Here is an 18,011-nt window from a genome sequence, read left to right on the forward strand (position 1 = left end):
AAGGCGCCCGGTGGTGGCCTGGGCATGAAGGGCGGCGCGAAGGCTCCGGGTGCGAAGGCGCCCGCGGCTGAGGCGACCGCCGCAGAAGCCCCCGCCGCCGAGACTGCGGCTCCCCCGGTCAAGGGCCTGGGCATGAAGGGCAGCGCGAAGGCACCCGGCACGAGGGTCCGGACAGTGATTGTCTCCCCCGAGGACTGATGGGGAAGTGGTGTGCTCGCTGGCATTACGGCGAGGGGTGCGCTGCATGCGACGGCAGGACCGGGTGCTGAGGCGAGGTGGTAGCTCCGGAGTTGAGCTTGACGCAGCGTCAGGGTTGCAAGGTTGCCGTATGACGCAATTCAGTGTTCCCTCCGATCGTGTTGCTCCATCAGTCGGGGGTTTTCGGGAGGTCGAGGGGCGACGGATCTTTGTGCGTCGCGTGGGTGTCGGCGGGCCGGCTGTGGTGTTTCTGCCGGGGGCCAGTGCCATCGGGCTGGACTATTTCGGTGTGCAGCAGGGGGTTTCGGAGTTCACGACCGCGGTGGTGTACGACCGAGGCGGGACGGGGTACAGCGATTCGATGACGCTGCCGCGCGGCGCGGCGGAGGTCGCCGGGGAGCTGCGCGCGCTGTTGCGGGCGGAGGGGATCGATGGGCCTTACGTTCTCGCGGCGCATTCGCTCGGTGGGTTCTACGCGCACCGGTTCGCGCAGTTGTTTCCGGACGACGTCGCCGGCCTGGTCTGGCTGGATGCCCTGCACCACACCTGGGACGACTTCATGCCGCCCGAAGCGGGTCTGGCGGCGGCACAGGACATGGGACCCGACCTCGAGCAGCTCGAGCGGATGGTGCCGGCGCTGCGCCGGATGCACGCCGAGTTGTACGCGGACTATCCCGACGGGCTCCGGCGGCAGCTCGTCGAGACCAGGGTACGGCGGGAGTCGCTGCGCGCCGGCATCGCCGAGCGCGCGAATCTCATCGCTCTCGCGGCCGAACTACGTTCCGGGCCCGGACTTCCCGATGTCCCGCTGATCGCGCTCAGCGCCGTCGGCGCGGACTCGGATCAGCCGATGCCGGAACGGTTGCGCGACGGCAGGATCGGGATGGATGCCGCGGTGGTGCGGTCGGTGTCGCGCGGCGAGCAGCGCGTGCTGGACGACACCGTGCACCATCGCCTCTGTTTCGATCGCCCCGATGCCGTCGTGCGAGCGATCCGCGATGTCGTGGATCGCGCGGCGCGCGCCTAGACTCCGATCACGACCAGAGGAGGACGGTGCTCACGATCGGCCAGCTCGCCGCGACCGCGGGGGTCACAGTGCGCACCGTCCGCCATTACCATCACGTCGGTCTGCTGCCCGAACCCGAGCGCGATGCCTCCGGCTACCGCCGCTACCCCGCGCAAGCCGCGGTGGATCTGATCCGCATCAGGACCCTCGCCGAGGCCGGTGTCCCGCTGGCCCGCGTCGCGGCACTACTACGTGCCGAACAGCCCGAGTTCGCCGCGTCGATCGCCGACATCGACGCCGACCTGCGCCGACGCATCGACGAACTCGCCGAATACCGCCGTCGCATCGCCGCATTGGCCGACGGCGACAGCCTGGTCCTACCGCCCGAGGTGGTCGCGCTGCTGAACCGGATGCGCGCGCTCGGCGTCAGCGAACGCCGCGTCCAGCTCGAACGGGACGCCTGGATCCTCCTGCGCGCGCTGGAACCGGACAAGGTGACGCGGCGGGTCACGGAGAAGAGTGCCGCCTTCGACCATCCCGAGACGACGCGTCTCTACCTCGCCTGCGACCAGGCGGTCGACTGGTCCCCCACCGATCCGCGCCTCGACCAGCTCATCGACGACCTCGACGCCTGGGAGATGGCCAACGGGCACCCCGACGGCAAGGCGCGACACCTCGTCGTCGCCCACGTCGCCGCGGATTCTCCCGCTTGGCGCCGCATCGTCGAGACCTTGGCCCACCGCGCCGAGCTGCGCCGAACCTGAGGCACCCCCAACGCGATCGTGCCGACCAGCCGAATTCAGGGACGGTGGGCGGTGACGATCCACGCGCGCGAATCGAAACACACCCCGGTGTCGGTCAGGTGTTCGGCCAGGGCCGCGCGCAACCGCGCGCGGGCCGCCTCGGCCGCGTCGGCATCGAGGGCGGCGAACAGCTCCTTGAAACCTTGCAGGCGGAGAAGGTTGTCGAACGCGGCGTCGCTGTCGGCGCCGAAGTACACCGGCTCGTGCACGTCGGTGAACGCGACATCGATGAATCCCGCTGCTGTGAGCAGGGTTTCGGTGACAGCCGGATCGGCGAGGGAAAACGGGCCCGGACCGTCGGCGGGCCCCGTGGCCCGGATCGGGATCAGGCCCGAGGCCCACTCGTTGCGCGCGTATTCCTGCCAGACCAGCAGCACGAGCCGCCCGCCCGGCCGCAGCGCCTGCCCGATATTGGAGAACGCGGCGACGGGATCGGCGAAGAACATCGAACCGAAACGGCTGATGCAGAGATCGAAAGACGCGGGCGGAAAGGGGTGCACCTGCGCGTCGGCCAGCTCGAAGTCGATGTTCGAGAGCTGCTCGGCGACGCTGAGCCCGCGGGCCTTCGCGAGCATCGGCGCCGAGATATCGACACCGAGCGCACTCCCGTCGACGGCGGCGCGCGCGGCCTCGCGGGTGGTCAGCCCGGTGCCGCAACCGATGTCGAGCACTCGGTCTCCAGCACCGACCCGGGCCGCGGCGCGGAGAAGCGCGTTGTGCCGACGCAACTCCGCGTCGTAGTCGAACAGATCGGCCTCGGGCGGATGCCCGGCACTGTCTTCGTCGGGCACCACCGTCACCGCCGTCCGCTCGAGGATTGTCACCCCATCTCACCACGCCGGCCACGTGTGGTGGCCGACCCTGGCCGGACCACCACACGCGCGGGGCTATGGCGTCGAGTAGCCGATGAGGGCGCCGATGCCCGCGCCGATCGGAATGGTGATCAGGGCGCCGACGCCGCCGAGGAAGAAGCCCAGCACGGCGCCGATCCCGGCACCGACGAGGGCGCCGATGCCCGCGTTGTGCTGCTTACGAGCGAGGGTGTCGGACGCCTCGTCGACGAAGCTCGCGAGGTTCTGGTCGACGACCGCGGGCGCCGCCACGGGCCGTAACGTCACCGAGTGTCCGTCGGCGGCGACCCCGGCGGCCAGATCGAAATCACCCGCGCCGGTGACGATCCGGGTCGGCACGGTGGCGACCACACGGCCGTCGGCGGCGGTCAGGGTGACGACGCCTCCGGTGAGCGCGAATGCTCCGTCAGCAGCGGTGGCGGTGATCCCCGACCCGTCCGCGAGCGGGCTCGCGGTGAAGGCCACTCCCCCGTCGACGCCGTGGACCACCGGCACCGCGGTCGCCGGTCCGGCGTGTGCGGTGGCGGCGGTGACGCCGAGGGCCCCGGCGGCGAGCACCGCGACAGTGCCGAATCGCCGTGCGGCCGAATTGGTTCGAGACACGAAAATCATCTTGCCCCTCCAGTCTGCCCGCCGATCACCGGCGGAACATCCTCTCTCGGACCGGATCTCGGTCCGCCGACATTTTCGCATCGTTGCCACAGGCAAGAAACCCACCAGCGGTGATACCGGAAAAACATCACCGGCTCGCCGCGAATTCCGACGAGTTCGCGCGTGTGATCGAACGGGCGCCCGCGGCAAGGGAGTTCATGGCAGGGATCATCGAGTCATGATTCGGTGGTGGCGGGCTCGTACCGAGGACAATCAGCGCGCGCGGATGTTCGACGCACTGGCCGGCCTCTCCGTGGGTGACGCGCTGGGCGCGCAGTTCTTCATCATGGGCCGATCGATCCCACGATTACGGGCAGGCGACCCGCCGCAGGGCCCCTGGGCGTGGACCGACGACACCGAGATGGCCGCTGCCGTAGTAGCTGAGCTGTGCGCGCACGGCGCGGTCGAGCAGAACCGGCTGGCCGCCGCCTTCGCCCGCCGCTGCGATCCGGCACGCGACTACGGGCACACCGCCGTCACGACGCTGCGACAGATCCGGGAAGGCACTCCTTGGCGCCGCGCGGCCGGTGCCGCCTTCGAGGGGCAGGGATCGTGCGGTAACGGGGCCGCGATGCGGGTCGCGCCGCTCGGGGCCTACTTCGCCGGAGTTCCGGAACGGATCGTGTCCGAGGCGACGCGGTCGGCGGAGGTGACCCACCTGCATCCCGAAGGCGTGGCCGGCGCGGTGGCGGTGGCGATTGCCGCCGGCATGGCCGCTGCGGCGCGACAGCGCGGAATCCGGCCCGCTCCAGCGGAACTGCTCGACTACGTGCTCGACTGGACGCCGTCCGGGGAGACCGGTCGAGGAATCCGTCGCGCCCGAGGTCTGCTCGGCGCCACCGTCGCCGAGGCGGCGCAAGAACTGGGTAACGGTTCACGGGTGACGGCGCAACAGACCGTGCCCTTCACGCTCTGGGCCGCCGCGACATATCTCCACGATTATCCGGCCGCGGTGACAGCCTGCCTCGAAGCCGACGGCGATATGGATACGACTGGTGCGATCGTGGGCGGGATCGTGGGCGCCTACACCGGAATCGGGGCAGGGCAGGGCGCTGTCGGTGTGCCGCGAAAGTGGCTGGACGCGCGGGAGCCGTTGCCGGCGTGGCTCGCCGCGGTGCACGCGCGGAAGCGCTACCGAGCGTCAGGCCGCGGTGTGGCGTTGCACCCGGATCGAGCGGGCTGATGTGGGCGGCCGTGGGGGCGTGAGCGAAAATCGGCACGTGCGGCGCGGTGGTGCGGTGGGCAGAATGGTGGCCCATCGACCGAGCTGGAGGACACAGATGACCGTTCTGGTGACCGGAGCAACCGCGAATATCGGACGTAAGGTGGTCGACCATCTGGTCGCGGCGGAGTGTACCGATGTGCGGGCGCTGACGACGAACCCGCGTAAGGCGGCGCTTCCGGAGGGTGTGGAGGTGGCCGAAGGGTATCTGCGCCAGCTGGATACGCTGCCCGCGGCGTTCGACGGGGTGGAGCGGATGTACCTGGCGCCGACTCCCGACAATGTCACCGAGGTGCTCGCACTGGCCCGCGCGGCGGGTGTGCGGCACGTCGTCGATCTGTCGGGCGAGCCGGAGAGCTGGTGGGGCACCGTGTGCACGGCGGTCGAGGACAGTGGACTCGCCTGGACGCACCTGTGGCCCGCCGACTTCATGGAGAACACGCTGACCTGGTCGCACCAGATCCGCGAGGCAGGCGTCATCCGCGAACCGCATCCCGACACCGCGACCGCCCCGATCGCCATGGACGATATCGCCGCCGTCGCCGCCACCGCGCTGCTCGACGACACCCATCACGGCCGCGCGTACTCGCTCGCGGGCCCGGAGATCCTGTCCCGCACCGATCTCGTCCGCCACCTCGCCACCGCCCTCGGCCGCGAGATCGCGTTCGAGAAGGCGTCCCGCGAGGACACCATCGCCGCACTGACCCCCACCATGGGCGACACCGCGACCTGGTACGTCGACAACGTCCTCACCGACTACAACCCGGCCCCCGACACGCTCCCCCTGACCAGCGTCCCCGACATCACCGGCCGCCCCGCCACCAGGTTCGCGGACTGGGCCGCCGCCAACGCGGCCCGCTTCACCTAGCCAGCCTTCAGGGGGCGATCCCGTAGAGCAGACAGCCCGGCGCGAGGGGGAAGTCGAGAACCTCGCAACCGAGCGGATACGCACCATCGGGCCGAGCACCACCCAGCTGCGGAGACCGCCCGCTCCGCGGCGGTGCTCAACGCACCGAACCCCGGTCGACGACGAACTCGGCCCAGGTGTCGCCGCCGTCGCGGGTCAAGAACAGGCGATGGCTGAGATCCGATTCCCGTTGGAACGGAACCGCGACGAAACCCACAGTAGGCGTGAAGAATTCGCCGGAGCCGCCGATGTAGGCGGCGGAGTGCGGCACTGCGGCTCCGGGCGGGCTGAGCGTGGTGGCCCATGTGTGGCCACCGTCGTGTGAGGTCTGCACGGCATACGGCGCCCGGGTCTCACCCGTCGCCGCCATCATGACCAGATCCTTCGTGGTGGCGGCGGCAATCAACTTGGCCGGGACACGATTCGGGGTGAGCGGTCCGATATCGGTGTAGGTGTCACCGCTGTCGGTCGACAGGTACAGGCGGTTCGATTCGGGTAGTCCCTTCGGTCCCGCAGAGGCGATCAGCTCGGTCGCGGAAATGGCCACGAGCTCCGGATTCCGCGCACTGGAAATGGGCATCGGCCACGGCGTCCATTCACCATCGACGAAACGCGCGCCCGCGGCCGGACCGGGGGTAGCGATACCCGCGACGGCGAGCCAGGTGACGCTACCCGCTCGCACCGCGTCGACGTCGATCCCGGTCGTAGAGGACAGCATGATGTCGAACGGGAACGGCTGCGACAGCGTGAACTCGTCGGCGGCCACGGAGCTGCTCAGCATCCGCGCCTGACCTGTGGCCACGTCGAGGACCGGCATCTGCACCGTACCGTTCCCGATCACCGGATCCGCCCAGCGAGCGGTTCCCACTCCGGCAGGCAGGTCGACGCGGGCCCAAGTGGCCCCACCGTCGTGGGTGGACCACATCGCCGGCGCATCGGTCTGCCATTGCTCAACCTTGTTGATCACGAACCAATTTCGAGCATCGGCGAAGACCGGTGCCCGCCAGCCGGCCGGCGGGTCGGCGACGGACTGCCAGCTCCGGCCTCCGTCTTTCGTGTGCATCAGGCGCGGGCAGTCAGCACAGTTGACCCAGTAGCCGCCTGTCCAGCCTTCCGAATCGGACAGGAACTTCACCCATGTCGGCTCGAACCTCGGCTCCGGAGCCGCCGAGCACGCCGCAGCGCTCAGCGTCAACAACGCCGCCATCACGCATCGGATCACACCGCCGGGCAATCGCATGCGGACCAGACGACCGATGATCAGCCTCGACACAGTTCGACCCTACCGGCTCGGCGTCATCGACCAGGTCCTCCCACCGATCCCTGACGCCGTACACGATGCGCAGCGAAACGTGTTCGACGGAGAAGGCCGGCGCCCATGGAACGCCGGCCCCGCACGCTCGGCCTACCACGATCCACCGGCGCGACGCGGTGCTTGCCTGATCGGACAGGTCGCTTTCGGCCGCGGTGTCGCGCTCGGCATCGTCCCGATGGACCGCAGCGAAATCGCGTTGCGGCCGGTGTAACTGTCGGTCACGCTGGGGAGATGGACCCCACGCCGCAGCCGGCTCTACCGCCGGGCGTCGGCCCGCCGGAGCGGATCGTGCTCGGTGGCATGGTGATCCGCCGCTGGCGGCCTGACGATCTGGCCGCCAAGTTCGCGGCGCTCAACGCCTCGTTCGACCATCTGCACAGGTGGATGCCCTGGGCGGCCGAGCCGCCCGAGCTCGACACGTTGCGCGGCCGGCACGACCTGCTCGCCGACCACTGGCCCACTCCCGACGGCGGTTTCACCTACGGCATCTTCGACGACACCGGCGCGGTCCTCGGCGCGGTCGGCCTGCACGACCGGGTCGGCCCGGCGACCCTGGAAATCGGTTACTGGTGCCACGTCGACCACCTCGGCCGCGGCATCGTCACCCGCGCCGCGGGCGCGCTGACCACCGTCGGCGGTGCGCTGCCCGGCATCACCCGGCTCGAGATCCGGTGCGATGCCGCCAATCTCCGCAGTGCCGCGGTGCCGCGCCGCCTCGGGTACCGGCTGGAGAGCATCGGCCCTCGTGCGCGCCACGCGCCCGGCGAGTCGGGCCGGGGAATGTGCTGGGTGAAGGACACCCCTGGCACGGGTACGGCCTGGCGCTGATCAGCCCACGTCGCGGCGAAGCCAGGTGACTTCGGCTCCGACGCAGTCGGTGCCCTGGCGATAGGCCTCGAGATCGTCGTCCCATGCCGTGCCGAGCGCGCGATCGATCTCGGCGGACAGGTCGTAGGTTCCGTGACCGCCGAGTTCCCTGGCGGCTTGCAGTAAGGCACGTAATCGCATCTCGCCCAGCATCACATCGCCGTTGGCGCCGGTGGATCCGTGCCACAGGCCGAGGGCGGGGACGAAGCTGTAGCGCTCGCCGTCGACGCCCTCGCTGGGGTCCTCGGTCACCTCGAAGCGCAGAACCGGCCAGGAGCGCAATGATTGGGCTATCCGCGACGCGGTGCCGACCGGCCCGATCCAATCGCTGCTGGCGCGCAGTTGTCCGTCGGTGGGTTGCACGGTCCAGCGCAATTTCGCGGGCGCGGAGAGCGCGGTGGACAGCGCCCATTCGACGTGCGGGCACAACGCGGCGGGCGATGAGTGGATGTAGACCACACCCGCCGTCGCATCAGCGAACTGACTCGATGCGCGCACTACACAACACCTCCAGCCTCGACAAGGAGCGTCTTCCCCAACGACCCGTCGGACTGGCGTGGCCCGAGTGTACTGAAGTGCTCGGTGTTGCGGGTGTTACTTCACAGCGTGTTGCGTGTCTCTGCGATCACGGAATCGCTGAATTTCGGCCACGCCGCTCGAGCCCAGTCTCCGAAATTCTCGTCGCTCAGGGCGATCGTCGCCACCCGGATTTCGGGGTCGACCCAGAGAAACGTGCCGGATTGCCCGAAGTGCCCGTAGGTGCGCGCGGAATTGGCGTCACCGGTCCAATGCGGGGATTTCCCGTCGCGGATTTCGAAGCCCAATCCCCAGTCGTTGGGGCGCTGGGAACCGAATCCGGGCAGGATGCCGTCGCGGCCGGGGAATTGCACCGACGTCGCCTCGTCCAGCGTTTGCTGGGAGAGCAACCGGGGTGTCAGCAACTCGGCGGCGAATCGGGTGAGATCGTCGACGGAGGCGCGGCAGGCGTGCCCGGCGGAACCGTCGAGGACCGCGTCACGCATACCGAGCGGTTCGAACACCGCCTCGTGCAGGTAGGCCGGGAACTCGATGCCGGTATTCGCGGCGAGGAAGTCGGCGAGCAGTTCGAAGCCCGCGCTGGAGTAGATGCGCCGGGCGCCGGGTTGGGCGATCACCTCCGGAGTGGCGAAGGCGACGCCCGAGGTGTGGGCGAGCAGGTGCCGCACGGTCGATCCGGGCGGCCCGGCGGGCTGATCGAGCTCGACGGCCCCCTCCTCCACGGCTACCAGCGCGGCGTAGGCGACGAGCGGCTTGGTGACCGAGGCCAGGCGGAACACCCGCGCGGTGTCGCCGGTGGTCGACACGCCGTCGGTGGTGACGACCGCGGCGGCGGCGTTGGCGGCCGGCCAGTGCTGGACCTGTTCGAACGAGCGCATATCGGCAGCGTACGAGACGCCGCTACGATCGTGCTCACCATGAGTCCCGCACCATCGATCCACGGCGACGTGGCGGCCGGTTTCGGCCCCGTCGCCGACGCGTTCCGCCGCAACTTCACCCACCACGCCGAGATCGGCGCCGCCGTCGCGGTCTACGCCGGTGACGAGCCGCTGGTGGACCTGTGGGCCGGGCACCGCGACCGCGAGCGCGAGGTGGCGTGGGAGCGCGACACGATCGTGCCGGTGTTCTCCTCGTCGAAGGGGATGTCGGCGTTCGCGATCGCCGCCGCCGTCGCGCGCGGGCTGCTCGACTACGAGCGCCCGGTGGCCGAGTACTGGCCGGAATTCGCCCAGCACGGCAAGGAACGGATCACGGTGCGGCAGCTGATCGATCATCAGGCCGGCCTCTCCGGCCTGGACCGGATCGTGAAGCTGGGCGAACTCACCGACCGCGACGCGCTGGCCGCCCTGCTCGCCGCGCAGGTGCCGGCCTGGCGCCCCGGCACACGGCACGGCTATCACGCGCTCACGCTCGGGCTGTACCAGAGCGAGCTGCTGCGGCGCGTCGATCCGGCGGGTCGCAGCCTCGGCCGGTTCTTCGCCGAGGAGATCGCGAAACCCGTCGACGCCGACCTGTTCATCGGACTGCCCGCGGCCGAACCGATCGAGCGGGTCGCGCAGCTGTCGGCGACCAAGGGGCTCGACATCCTCCGCTACGAGCTCGCCGATATCCCGGTGCGGATCGGCGCCGAGGTCTACGCCAAGCGCGGGCTCTCCTATGCCGCGCTCACCAATCCGCGTCCCGGCGCGCCTGCCCGCGCCGCTCGCCGGGAATTCCTCGAGATCGAATGGCCCGGCATGAACGGCGTGGGAAATGCCCGCGCGCTTGCCCGCGTCTACGGCGCGGCGGCGGGCCGGACCGGCGCGCTGCCGATCAGCGACGCGGTGCTCGACCGTCTCGCGGCGGCCGACACCGCCGACGACGTGCCCGCCGAGGACCTGGTGCTGCACACCAAGAGCCGCTACCACCTGGGCTTCCGCAAGTCGCGCGGCAGCTTCCGGTTCGGCTCCGACAAGCGCGCCTACGGCACCACGGGATTGGGCGGCTCGTTCGGCTTCGCTGACCCCACCGCGGGACTCGGCTTCGGCTACAGCATGAACCGGCTCGGCATGGCCATCCTCGACGACGTGCGCAGCCGCAACCTGCGCGACGCGGTACTGCGCTGCGCGGGCTGACCGGGCGGTGGGAGCGCCGAGACGGTTCACGTACCGAGCGCGGTCGCGGCGACCACGACAGTGCGCACCGGGATGGATCCCCGGTGCGCACCGCTGTCGCGTCGATCAGTGGCCGGCGACCACGCCGCTGATCTCGTTGGGCGTCGCGGCGAGCGTCGCGGTGGCCGTGACCTTTCCGTCGGCCAGGTCCACCCGGTGGACCTGCTTGGTAGCCGGGTCGGAGACGTAGGCGATGCCGCCGCGCACGAACAGCGCGGGGCGCGGATCCTGCCAGTCGAGCGGTTCCTGCCAGGTGCCGAGGACCGGGATGGTCCGGGTGACGGTGCCCGCGACCGGGTCGATGACGTGGATCTTGCCGTCGGTGCCGAGCACCAGCGCCTCACCTGCCGGGCCACGGCCCAGCGAGCGGAAGGTGTAGCTGGTGCCGATGTCGACCAGGCGCAGGGACCCGTCGGCGGTGTTCACCAGCGAGATGCGCTGTGGCCGTTCGAGTTCGGCGTCCTTGTCGACCTTGTAGTCGCCGAGCACGATCGGCGAGACCGCACTGCCCGCCATGTTGCCGATCCGGCCGTACGCGTCCGGGCTGGCGACCTTGCTGAACTTTCCGTCGCGGAAGACCAGCGCGCCGGTCTGGCAGCCGATCACCACGGCCTCGCCCTGGGCGGTCGCCTCACCGTGCACGCCGGGGCAGTCCTCGTTGCGCGCCAGTTCCTTGCGGGCGCTGTCGAGCGCGACGGCGCCGACCCGCTTGTCCTCGGTGCCGAGGGTGACGATCAGCTGCTCGGTGCTCAGTTCGATGGCGACGCCGTGGTGCGGCGCGGCGGCCCGGTACACCTCGGTCTCGGGCTTGCCGCCCACCTTGTCCGAGTCGAAGACGGTCACCTCGCCGGAGCCGTCGGCGAACAGCACGGTCTTGCCCGCGTGCCGCACGACGTGGCCGGGCTTGCTCGCCGGGAAGTCGGTGCCGGTGAATTCGCGGTCGTAGGCGTCGAAGACGCGGAAGCCGTCCTTGGTCGAGACCATGAGGTGGTCCTCGTCGCCGGCCGGGTTGAGCCGGTTGAACCCGTCGAGCTTCACCTCGCCCTGCTGGGCCAGGTCGGCGCCGTCGAGGACGTAGATGCCGCCGTCGTAGGTGAGCGCGATGGGTTCGGCGCCCGGCGTGTGCTCGTGCTCGTGGGTGGCCGCATCGTCGGCGCCGCAACCACTCAGGGCGACCATCGCGGCGATGGCCACCACGGTGGCGGTCCGTGACCTGTACATGTACTGCTCCATTCTGCTGTGAACTACGGCGTCGGCCCGGACAGACCACGGGCGATGGCCTCGGTGTTGGTGCGCGCCATCTCCAGATAGGTGGCGGCCCCGCCGCCGGGCTCGGAGAGCGACTCGGTGTGCAGCCCGATCACCCGCACGTGCAGGCCGGTGTGTTCGGCGAGCACCCGCGAAAGCCGGTCGGGCTGGGCGGAATCGGCGAACAGGGCGCTCACGCCCGCCGCCCGGATCGCGGATGCCAGTCCGTCGAGGTCGGCGGCGCTGGGCGAGGCCAGCGTGGTGCCGCTGGGTATGACGGCGCCGATCACCCGGAAGCCGAAACGCTGGGCGAGATAGCCGAACACGTGGTGGTCGGTGACCAGCTGCCTGCGCTCGGGCGGGACAGCGGCGAAGCGGTCGGTCATCCAGCGGTCCAGCTGGTCGAGTTCGCCGAGGTAGCGGTCGGTCGACGCGCGCACCGCCGCCTCGTCGACACCGTCGACCTCGGCGAGTACCGCGTTCCTGATCGCCTCGACGGCCTTGCGCACCCGCTGCGGGTCGGTCCAGAAGTGCGGGTCCGGCCGGCCCGCGGACTCGTCGGCGGTGTACTCGATCGGGTCGACGTGTTCGGCCACGGCCAGGGTGGGCACCCCTGCCTCGCTCGCCGCGCGGACGTGCCGAGCGATGCCCTCCTCCAGCCCGAGACCGTTGTGCACCACCAGCGCCGACCGTTCGAGATCGGCGGCCTGGCGGGCGGAGATCCCGAACGAGTGCGGGTCGGTGCCCGCCTGCATGAGGACGGTCACCGGGACCGCGTCACCGACCACCGCCTTGGTCAGGTCGCCGAGAATGTTCGTGGTGACCACGATTCCGGAACGGTCGCCGTCGCTGGAACACGCGGCGACAAGTGGGAACACCGCAAGTAGTGCCATGGCCACCGCGAGCACCGCCCGCAGCCGAGCCCCGGACGCGAAACGGGCGCCGACCCGTGAACGCGGGTTGAGCGCGAAAGATTCGCGGCTGCACGGTGTTTCGTTGCCAGTGCTCACAGTCCGGTCTCCACCATCTGCGAAGGCGCGATGTCCAGCGGGAAGGCGCGGGCGGCACGCAGGTTGTCGTTGTAGGCGATCTCGTGGACGGTGCGGGAGTCGTTGACGTAGGCGCGATCCGGATCGACCCGGATCACCGCGGACCGATCGACCGGGGCGGACGCCAGCGCGAGACGCGCTGTCTCCGAGCCGGTTTCGGGGTCGAGGCCGTGCAGCACGCCGTCGCGGGTGAGCACGAGGACCGACGATCCCTCGCCGGCGGTGTTCACCGCCACCGGATCGACGACCGCCGTTCTGGTCCAGGTCTTCTTCCTGATGTCGAGCGTCCACACACCGTCGCGACCGGCGAGCGCGGTCAGCGTCGTGCTGCCCGGTCGGTGGGTGAACGCCGTGGCCCGATCGGCGGTGGGCGCCGGGTAGGCGATCTTCTCGGCGACGAGATCACCGTCCCGCTGCGCCACCACCAGTGCGCCGTCGGCACATCCGAAGACGACGCCGCGCCGGGTCACCGCCTGGCCACGCGGCTGCGGGCAGGATTCGGACAGGGTCTGACCGGCCGCGTTGTCGCGACCACGGGCCTCGACGCGCCCGCTGCCGTCGGCCACGAGGAGGCGCTCGGCGTAGGGCACGGCGATGCCGTCGATCCGGCGAGGTTCACCCACCTCACCCTGATCCAGTGCGGGGCGGTCGAAGACGAGGGTCTGCCCACCATCGAGGACCACGGCCGCGAGGGCCGGATCGCTGTGCGCCGCGACGACCGCGGCGGGCGTCTCGACGGTGCCGATCGCGCGGATCGGCGCGGAGTAGTAGTGCCGGTGGTCCTCGTGGTCGACTGTCCACGCGCCGCTGTCCACGATCGCGAGCCGTCCGCCCGCGGACACGTAGCCGAACCGTCCGTCACCGGCGAGCCGCAAGCCGGTGGCCGAATCGGGCTGCGGAACAACACTTCCCAGTCCGGTCTGCTCGATCGGGGTGACCTTCTCGCCGAGCAGGTCGACGACGCGCACGGCACCGGTCTGCGCGTCGGCCACGACCAGTCGGTGCTGCGCCTCCGGCATCTCCTCGGCCCCCGCGACGAATCCGTGCGGGGTCTCTTCCACCACCGGCGAGGTCTCCCCCGACCCGCACCCGACCAGCGGCAGCGCGGCGAGGGCCGCCACCGAGGCCGCGCCGACCCGGCGGGCGCCGAAGCGATCGCGCAGCGCGGCGACAATCGCCGACAGGAAGAAGAAGCCCACGGCGACGGCGGCGATGGTCGCCCCGGCCGCGGTCCCGGCGTGCCAGGAGACGAGCAGCCCCACCGCCGTGGACAGGCCTCCGATCACCGCGGCGATCAGCATCACCACCGGGATCCGGTCCGACCAGTACACGGCCGCGGCGGGCGGCGCGATGAGCAGCCCGAACACCAGCAGCGTCCCGACGACATGGAACGACGCCACGATCGCCAGCGTCACCAGCCCCACCAGCGCCACCTGCGCGGCCTTGGGCCGCAGGCCGAGCGTGTGCGCCTTGCGCGGATCAAAGGTCGAGGCCACGAACGCGCGATGCCCGAGGACCGTCACGACCAGCGCGATCGCCAGTGCCACAACGAGATACAGCAGATCGACGGTCTGGACGGCGAGCACATCGCCGAACAGGAATCCGGTCAGGTCGACGGCGAAGGACTGCGAACGCGACACGATGATCACTCCCGCCGCGAGCATGCCCACGAACAACAGCCCGATGGCGGTGTCGGGCGCGAACCGCTTGCTGCGCCCGAGCATCGAGACGCCGAAAGCCATGGCGGTGCAACTGATCGCGGCACCGATCAGCAGATTCCCGCCGAGCAGCGCGGCCACCGCGACGCCGGGCAGCATGCCGTGCGCCATCGCGTCACCGAGAAAAGCCATGCCGCGCACGACGACCCACGTTCCGGCGAGAGCGCAGACGCACGATACGAGCAGTCCGCCCCACAGCGCCCGTTGCACGAAGGCCACTTCGAACGGGGTCATCAGCCAATCCATAGCGCGGAACGATATACTGAAAATGATTATCGTTTCAATTGAGGTGAGATGCAACACACAGAGGACGCAGCGCTCGAGATCGAGCAGGTGACGGCGGGCTACGGCGCGACGCCGGTACTGACGGAGGTGTCGGCGACGATCCCGCGCGGGCGGATCACCGCGATCGTCGGACCCAACGGATCGGGGAAGTCGACGTTGCTCGGCGTCCTCGCCGGGACGGTGCCGATCCGGTCGGGCGCCGTGCGCAGCGGCATCGGGGGACGCCCCGCATTCGTGGTGCAGCACACCGCGATTCCGCCGACGCTGCCGATCACCGTCGGCGAGACGGTCGCGATGGGGCGGTGGGCGCATCGGGGGCTGTGGCGGCGGCTCACCCGGGCGGATCGCGCGATCGTGGACTCGGCGCTGGAGCGGATGGACCTCACCGCGCTGGCGGCACGGCGCCTCGACACCCTCTCGGGCGGCCAGCGCCAGCGCGCGCTGCTGGCCCAGGCGCTGGCGCAGCAGTCCGAGCTGCTGCTGCTCGATGAACCGGCGACGGGTCTGGACGCGGCCTCACAGGCGGCCATCTCCGCCACCTTGGCCGAGGTGAGCGCCGCCGGAGTCACCGTCGTACAGGCCACCCACGACCTGGCCGAGGCCGGCCGGGCACATCGGTATCTGCGGCTCGAGCACGGCCGCCTGACCGCGAGTCGGCCGGATGAGGCACCGGCGCGGACGTAGAATCGCAGGTCACCGGCGCACCGCGCAGCAGGAGGACAACCATGGCCGCGACACCGACTTCGGTCGAGGACTACCTCGCCGCGCAACCCGACCATGCCCGCGCCGTCCTCGAGCGGATGCGCGAGACGATTCACCGCGCCGTGCCGGGTTCCGGCGAGAAGATCGGTTACGCCATGCCCGCCGCCACCCTCGACGGCCGGGCGTTCATGTCCTTCGCCGGCTGGAAGGCCCATGTGAGCGTGTACCCCGTCCCCACGGGGGACGAGGCGTTCGACCGTGCCATCGCGCCCTACATCGCGGGCGCGGGCACACTGAAATTCCCGCTCGGAGAGCCGATTCCGTACGACCTGATCGCGCAGATCGCGGTGCGGCTCGCCGAGCGGGAAGGACGGGGCTGACCTACCAGTCGGCCTCGGTGTAGCGGATGATGCCGCGAATGTTCTTGCCGTCCAGCATGTCCTGGTAGCCCTGGTTGATCTCCTCCAGCGAGTAGCTGCGGGTGACCATGTCGTCGAGGTTGAGCTGACCGGACTTGTACAGCGACAGCAGGCGCGGCGCGTCCTGGCGGGCGTTGCCGCCGCCGAAGATGCAGCCCTTCACCGTCTTCTGCAGCATGGACAGCAGGAAGCTGTTCATCTTCACCTCGCCGGCGTCCATGCGGCCCATCGAGGTGACGACCAGGGTGCCGGCCTTACCGGTGAGGATCAGGCCCTCCTCGACGTAGTCGCCGTGCATCTCGCCCATGGTGAGAATGACCTTCTCGGCCATCCGCCCCTCGGTGGCGTCCATCAGCGGCATGATCGCGGCGGCCATGCTCTCGTAGGTGTGGGTGGCGCCGAACTTCTGCGCCTGCTCCCGCTTCCACGGGTTCGGGTCGATCGCGACGACCTTCGAGGCGCCGGAGAGCACCGCGCCCTGCAGCGCGCTCATGCCGACGCCGCCGATGCCCGCGATGACCACGGTCTCGCCCGGCTGCACCTCGGCGACGTGGGTCGAGGAGCCGAAACCGGTCGGCACGCCACAGCCGACGAGGCACGCGACCTCGAACGGAATGGTCGGGTCGATCTTCACCACCGAGGTGTGGTGCACCGTCATGTACGGCGCGAAGGTGCCGAGCAGGCACATCGGGATGACGTTCTCCCCGCGCGCCTGGATGCGGTAGGTGCCGTCGGAGATCGCCTGGCCCATCAGCAGGCCCGCGCCCAGGTCGCACAGCGCCATGTGCCCGGCCACGCAGGCGGGACAGCGGCCACACGCCGGGATGAACGACAGGATGACGTGGTCGCCCACGGCCAGGTCGCTCGGGCAGTTGGGGCCCAGCTTGGTGATGACGCCCGCACCCTCGTGGCCGCCCATCACCGGGAACGACGGCATCGGCGTGGCGCCGGTGACGATGTGATGGTCGGAGTGGCACATGCCCGCCGTTTCCATCCGGATCTGCACTTCACCGGCGACGGGGTCGCCGACCTCGATCTCCTCCACCGACCACTGCTGATCGGTGCCCCACAGGATCGCGCCCTTCGTCTTCATCTCGTGTAGACCTCTCGCCAAGCTGGTGCCTCGTTGTGACTGCACTCACCCTAACGAAGAATCGGCCAATTCTGAAACACGTTCTAGAAATATTGCCGAGAATTATCTATCCACGCACGTCATGGACGTGATGGACGAGATCATGAAGGAAGTAGCGGCCCAGCGAGGTGACCGTGAACAGCGATCCGTCGCTGCGCGCGCCCTGCCGATCGAGGCGATCCGCCGGGACGGCGGCGAAGGCCGTGGCGACCGACTCCGCGGCCACGGCGAGTTCCTCGGCGACGGTCGCCGGATCCTGCTCGCCGTAGCGGTCGGCGACGGCGGTGGCGTCCTGATCCCAGTTCTCGAACGACGGCGGTTCGATGCCGTCGCCGGCGAGCATCAGGGCCAGACGCGTATCGAAGATCCGGCACACATCGCGCACGTGGGCGCCATATTCGAGGACCGACCAGGTCGTCTCGTCGGGGCGCACGCGCGCCTCGGACCGTGCCAGTGCCGCGCCGATGCGGCCGGCGCTGTCGAGGGTGCGTTCGGGGATCGCCGCGTAGTCGACCGCCTCGGCGTCGAAACCGCATTCGGCGCAGGGACGTTCGAGGACCCAGGTCCAGTTCTTGGTGTCGGGAACGATCATGCGGTCAGCCTAGGGTGTCCGCATCTTGTGATCCATCAATATTCCGCCAACTTCCGGCGAGATCCGGCATCACTCGATCAGGCGGTTCGCCTTCTCGAACAGTTCCATGGTCACCGCGTGCAGGAAGTCGCCCACCGGCTTGGGCGCCTTGCCCGCGAAGGCGCGCGCGTGCGTGCCCTCGAGCACGATGCCCAGCTTGAAGCAGGCGAGCACCTCGTACCAGGTGACGGCGCTGAGATCGCGGGTGGAGAACTCGGCGTAGTGCGCGATCATCTCCTCGGGGGTGGGCAGTCCACCGACGGTGCCGAGCGTGCCCATCAGTCCGGCGCCGACGGTGCCGGGGACGGGCCGGGTCG

Annotated in this window: 20 protein-coding genes and 1 pseudogene; 10 read left to right on the forward strand and 11 right to left on the reverse strand. The window is 70.0% G+C overall.

Translation table 11 applies throughout. From position 1 onward, the window contains the following. From QH270_RS32440 to QH270_RS32450, 3 genes are all read left to right on the forward strand, one after another. Nucleotides 1-198: hypothetical protein (locus tag QH270_RS32440; RefSeq protein WP_280348420.1), on the forward strand; the 198-nt coding region annotated here is incomplete at its 5' end. A 244-nt stretch (nucleotides 199-442) separates the two neighbouring features. Then, nucleotides 443-1,225 (forward strand): alpha/beta hydrolase, encoded by a 783-nt coding sequence (locus QH270_RS32445; RefSeq protein WP_280348452.1) that lies wholly within the window; start codon nucleotides 443-445, stop codon nucleotides 1,223-1,225. Between the two features lie 26 nt (nucleotides 1,226-1,251). Further along, nucleotides 1,252-1,968, forward strand: coding sequence for a MerR family transcriptional regulator (locus QH270_RS32450; protein ID WP_280348421.1), 717 nt, complete (start codon nucleotides 1,252-1,254; stop codon nucleotides 1,966-1,968). Between the two features lie 35 nt (nucleotides 1,969-2,003). Here QH270_RS32450 and QH270_RS32455 read toward each other — a convergent pair whose 3' ends face one another. Together QH270_RS32455 and QH270_RS32460 are read right to left on the reverse strand one after the other, a co-directional pair. After that, a complete protein-coding gene (locus tag QH270_RS32455; protein ID WP_280348423.1) occupies nucleotides 2,004-2,831 on the reverse strand; it encodes a class I SAM-dependent methyltransferase in 828 nt (275 codons plus the stop codon). A gap of 63 nt (nucleotides 2,832-2,894) precedes the next feature. Further along, a complete protein-coding gene (locus QH270_RS32460) occupies nucleotides 2,895-3,461 on the reverse strand; it encodes a hypothetical protein (protein WP_280348425.1) in 567 nt (188 codons plus the stop codon). 226 nt (nucleotides 3,462-3,687) lie between these two features. On the opposite strand from QH270_RS32460, the gene QH270_RS32465 reads away from it, so the two are divergent. Then, complete coding sequence (locus QH270_RS32465; protein WP_280348427.1) at nucleotides 3,688-4,692, forward strand: ADP-ribosylglycohydrolase family protein; 1,005 nt, start codon at nucleotides 3,688-3,690, stop codon at nucleotides 4,690-4,692. Between the two features lie 97 nt (nucleotides 4,693-4,789). Beyond that, nucleotides 4,790-5,599, forward strand: coding sequence for an SDR family oxidoreductase (locus QH270_RS32470; RefSeq protein WP_280348428.1), 810 nt, complete (start codon nucleotides 4,790-4,792; stop codon nucleotides 5,597-5,599). A gap of 136 nt (nucleotides 5,600-5,735) precedes the next feature. Here QH270_RS32470 and QH270_RS32475 read toward each other — a convergent pair whose 3' ends face one another. Further along, nucleotides 5,736-6,911, reverse strand: coding sequence for a hypothetical protein (locus QH270_RS32475; protein WP_280348430.1), 1,176 nt, complete (start codon nucleotides 6,909-6,911; stop codon nucleotides 5,736-5,738). Here QH270_RS32475 and QH270_RS32480 point away from each other — a divergent pair. Together QH270_RS32480 and QH270_RS32485 are read left to right on the forward strand one after the other, a co-directional pair. Beyond that, nucleotides 6,895-7,164 carry a hypothetical protein gene (locus QH270_RS32480; protein WP_280348431.1) on the forward strand — a complete coding sequence of 90 codons (270 nt, stop codon included), beginning with the start codon at nucleotides 6,895-6,897 and terminating at the stop codon, nucleotides 7,162-7,164. The two genes, QH270_RS32475 and QH270_RS32480, sit on opposite strands and share 17 nt — an antisense overlap. 20 nt (nucleotides 7,165-7,184) lie before the next feature. Next, the gene (locus QH270_RS32485; protein ID WP_280348433.1) at nucleotides 7,185-7,781 is read left to right on the forward strand and encodes a GNAT family N-acetyltransferase; all 597 of its coding nucleotides are present in this window, start codon (nucleotides 7,185-7,187) and stop codon (nucleotides 7,779-7,781) included. Here QH270_RS32485 and QH270_RS32490 read toward each other — a convergent pair whose 3' ends face one another. Together QH270_RS32490 and QH270_RS32495 are read right to left on the reverse strand one after the other, a co-directional pair. After that, nucleotides 7,782-8,318 (reverse strand): DUF3145 domain-containing protein, encoded by a 537-nt coding sequence (locus QH270_RS32490; protein WP_280348435.1) that lies wholly within the window; start codon nucleotides 8,316-8,318, stop codon nucleotides 7,782-7,784. It abuts the gene before it with no gap. A gap of 101 nt (nucleotides 8,319-8,419) precedes the next feature. Beyond that, a complete protein-coding gene (locus QH270_RS32495; protein ID WP_280348437.1) occupies nucleotides 8,420-9,235 on the reverse strand; it encodes a serine hydrolase domain-containing protein in 816 nt (271 codons plus the stop codon). A 39-nt stretch (nucleotides 9,236-9,274) separates the two neighbouring features. Here QH270_RS32495 and QH270_RS32500 point away from each other — a divergent pair, with 39 nt between their 5' ends. Further along, on the forward strand, nucleotides 9,275-10,471 hold the full coding sequence (locus QH270_RS32500) for a serine hydrolase domain-containing protein (RefSeq protein WP_280348439.1): 1,197 nt from the start codon (nucleotides 9,275-9,277) through the stop codon (nucleotides 10,469-10,471). A gap of 105 nt (nucleotides 10,472-10,576) precedes the next feature. Here QH270_RS32500 and aztD read toward each other — a convergent pair whose 3' ends face one another. From aztD to aztB, 3 genes are all read right to left on the reverse strand, one after another. Beyond that, complete coding sequence (gene aztD / locus QH270_RS32505; RefSeq protein ID WP_280348441.1) at nucleotides 10,577-11,731, reverse strand: zinc metallochaperone AztD; 1,155 nt, start codon at nucleotides 11,729-11,731, stop codon at nucleotides 10,577-10,579. A 23-nt stretch (nucleotides 11,732-11,754) separates the two neighbouring features. Continuing rightward, nucleotides 11,755-12,651: a zinc ABC transporter substrate-binding protein AztC gene (gene aztC / locus QH270_RS32510; protein ID WP_280348454.1), complete on the reverse strand. Its 897-nt coding sequence runs from the start codon at nucleotides 12,649-12,651 to the stop codon at nucleotides 11,755-11,757. A 113-nt stretch (nucleotides 12,652-12,764) separates the two neighbouring features. Beyond that, nucleotides 12,765-14,759 (reverse strand): zinc ABC transporter permease AztB, encoded by a 1,995-nt coding sequence (gene aztB, locus QH270_RS32515; RefSeq protein ID WP_280348442.1) that lies wholly within the window; start codon nucleotides 14,757-14,759, stop codon nucleotides 12,765-12,767. Between the two features lie 60 nt (nucleotides 14,760-14,819). Here aztB and aztA point away from each other — a divergent pair, with 60 nt between their 5' ends. Together aztA and QH270_RS32525 are read left to right on the forward strand one after the other, a co-directional pair. Beyond that, on the forward strand, nucleotides 14,820-15,494 hold the full coding sequence (aztA, locus tag QH270_RS32520; protein ID WP_280348444.1) for a zinc ABC transporter ATP-binding protein AztA: 675 nt from the start codon (nucleotides 14,820-14,822) through the stop codon (nucleotides 15,492-15,494). 41 nt (nucleotides 15,495-15,535) lie between these two features. Further along, complete coding sequence (locus QH270_RS32525) at nucleotides 15,536-15,892, forward strand: iron chaperone (protein ID WP_280348446.1); 357 nt, start codon at nucleotides 15,536-15,538, stop codon at nucleotides 15,890-15,892. Between the two features lies 1 nt (nucleotide 15,893). Here QH270_RS32525 and QH270_RS32530 read toward each other — a convergent pair whose 3' ends face one another. The 3 genes and pseudogenes from QH270_RS32530 to QH270_RS32540 all read right to left on the reverse strand — a co-directional run. Beyond that, nucleotides 15,894-17,024, reverse strand: coding sequence for an NDMA-dependent alcohol dehydrogenase (locus tag QH270_RS32530; RefSeq protein WP_280348448.1), 1,131 nt, complete (start codon nucleotides 17,022-17,024; stop codon nucleotides 15,894-15,896). Between the two features lie 106 nt (nucleotides 17,025-17,130). Further along, nucleotides 17,131-17,655 carry a DinB family protein gene (locus QH270_RS32535; RefSeq protein WP_280348450.1) on the reverse strand — a complete coding sequence of 175 codons (525 nt, stop codon included), beginning with the start codon at nucleotides 17,653-17,655 and terminating at the stop codon, nucleotides 17,131-17,133. A 69-nt stretch (nucleotides 17,656-17,724) separates the two neighbouring features. Next, nucleotides 17,725-18,011, reverse strand: a pseudogene (locus QH270_RS32540) (phosphotransferase family protein); the annotation flags it as partial.

The organism is Nocardia neocaledoniensis (assembly GCF_029868625.1).
Taxonomy (GTDB): Bacteria; Actinomycetota; Actinomycetes; order Mycobacteriales; family Mycobacteriaceae; genus Nocardia; species Nocardia neocaledoniensis_A.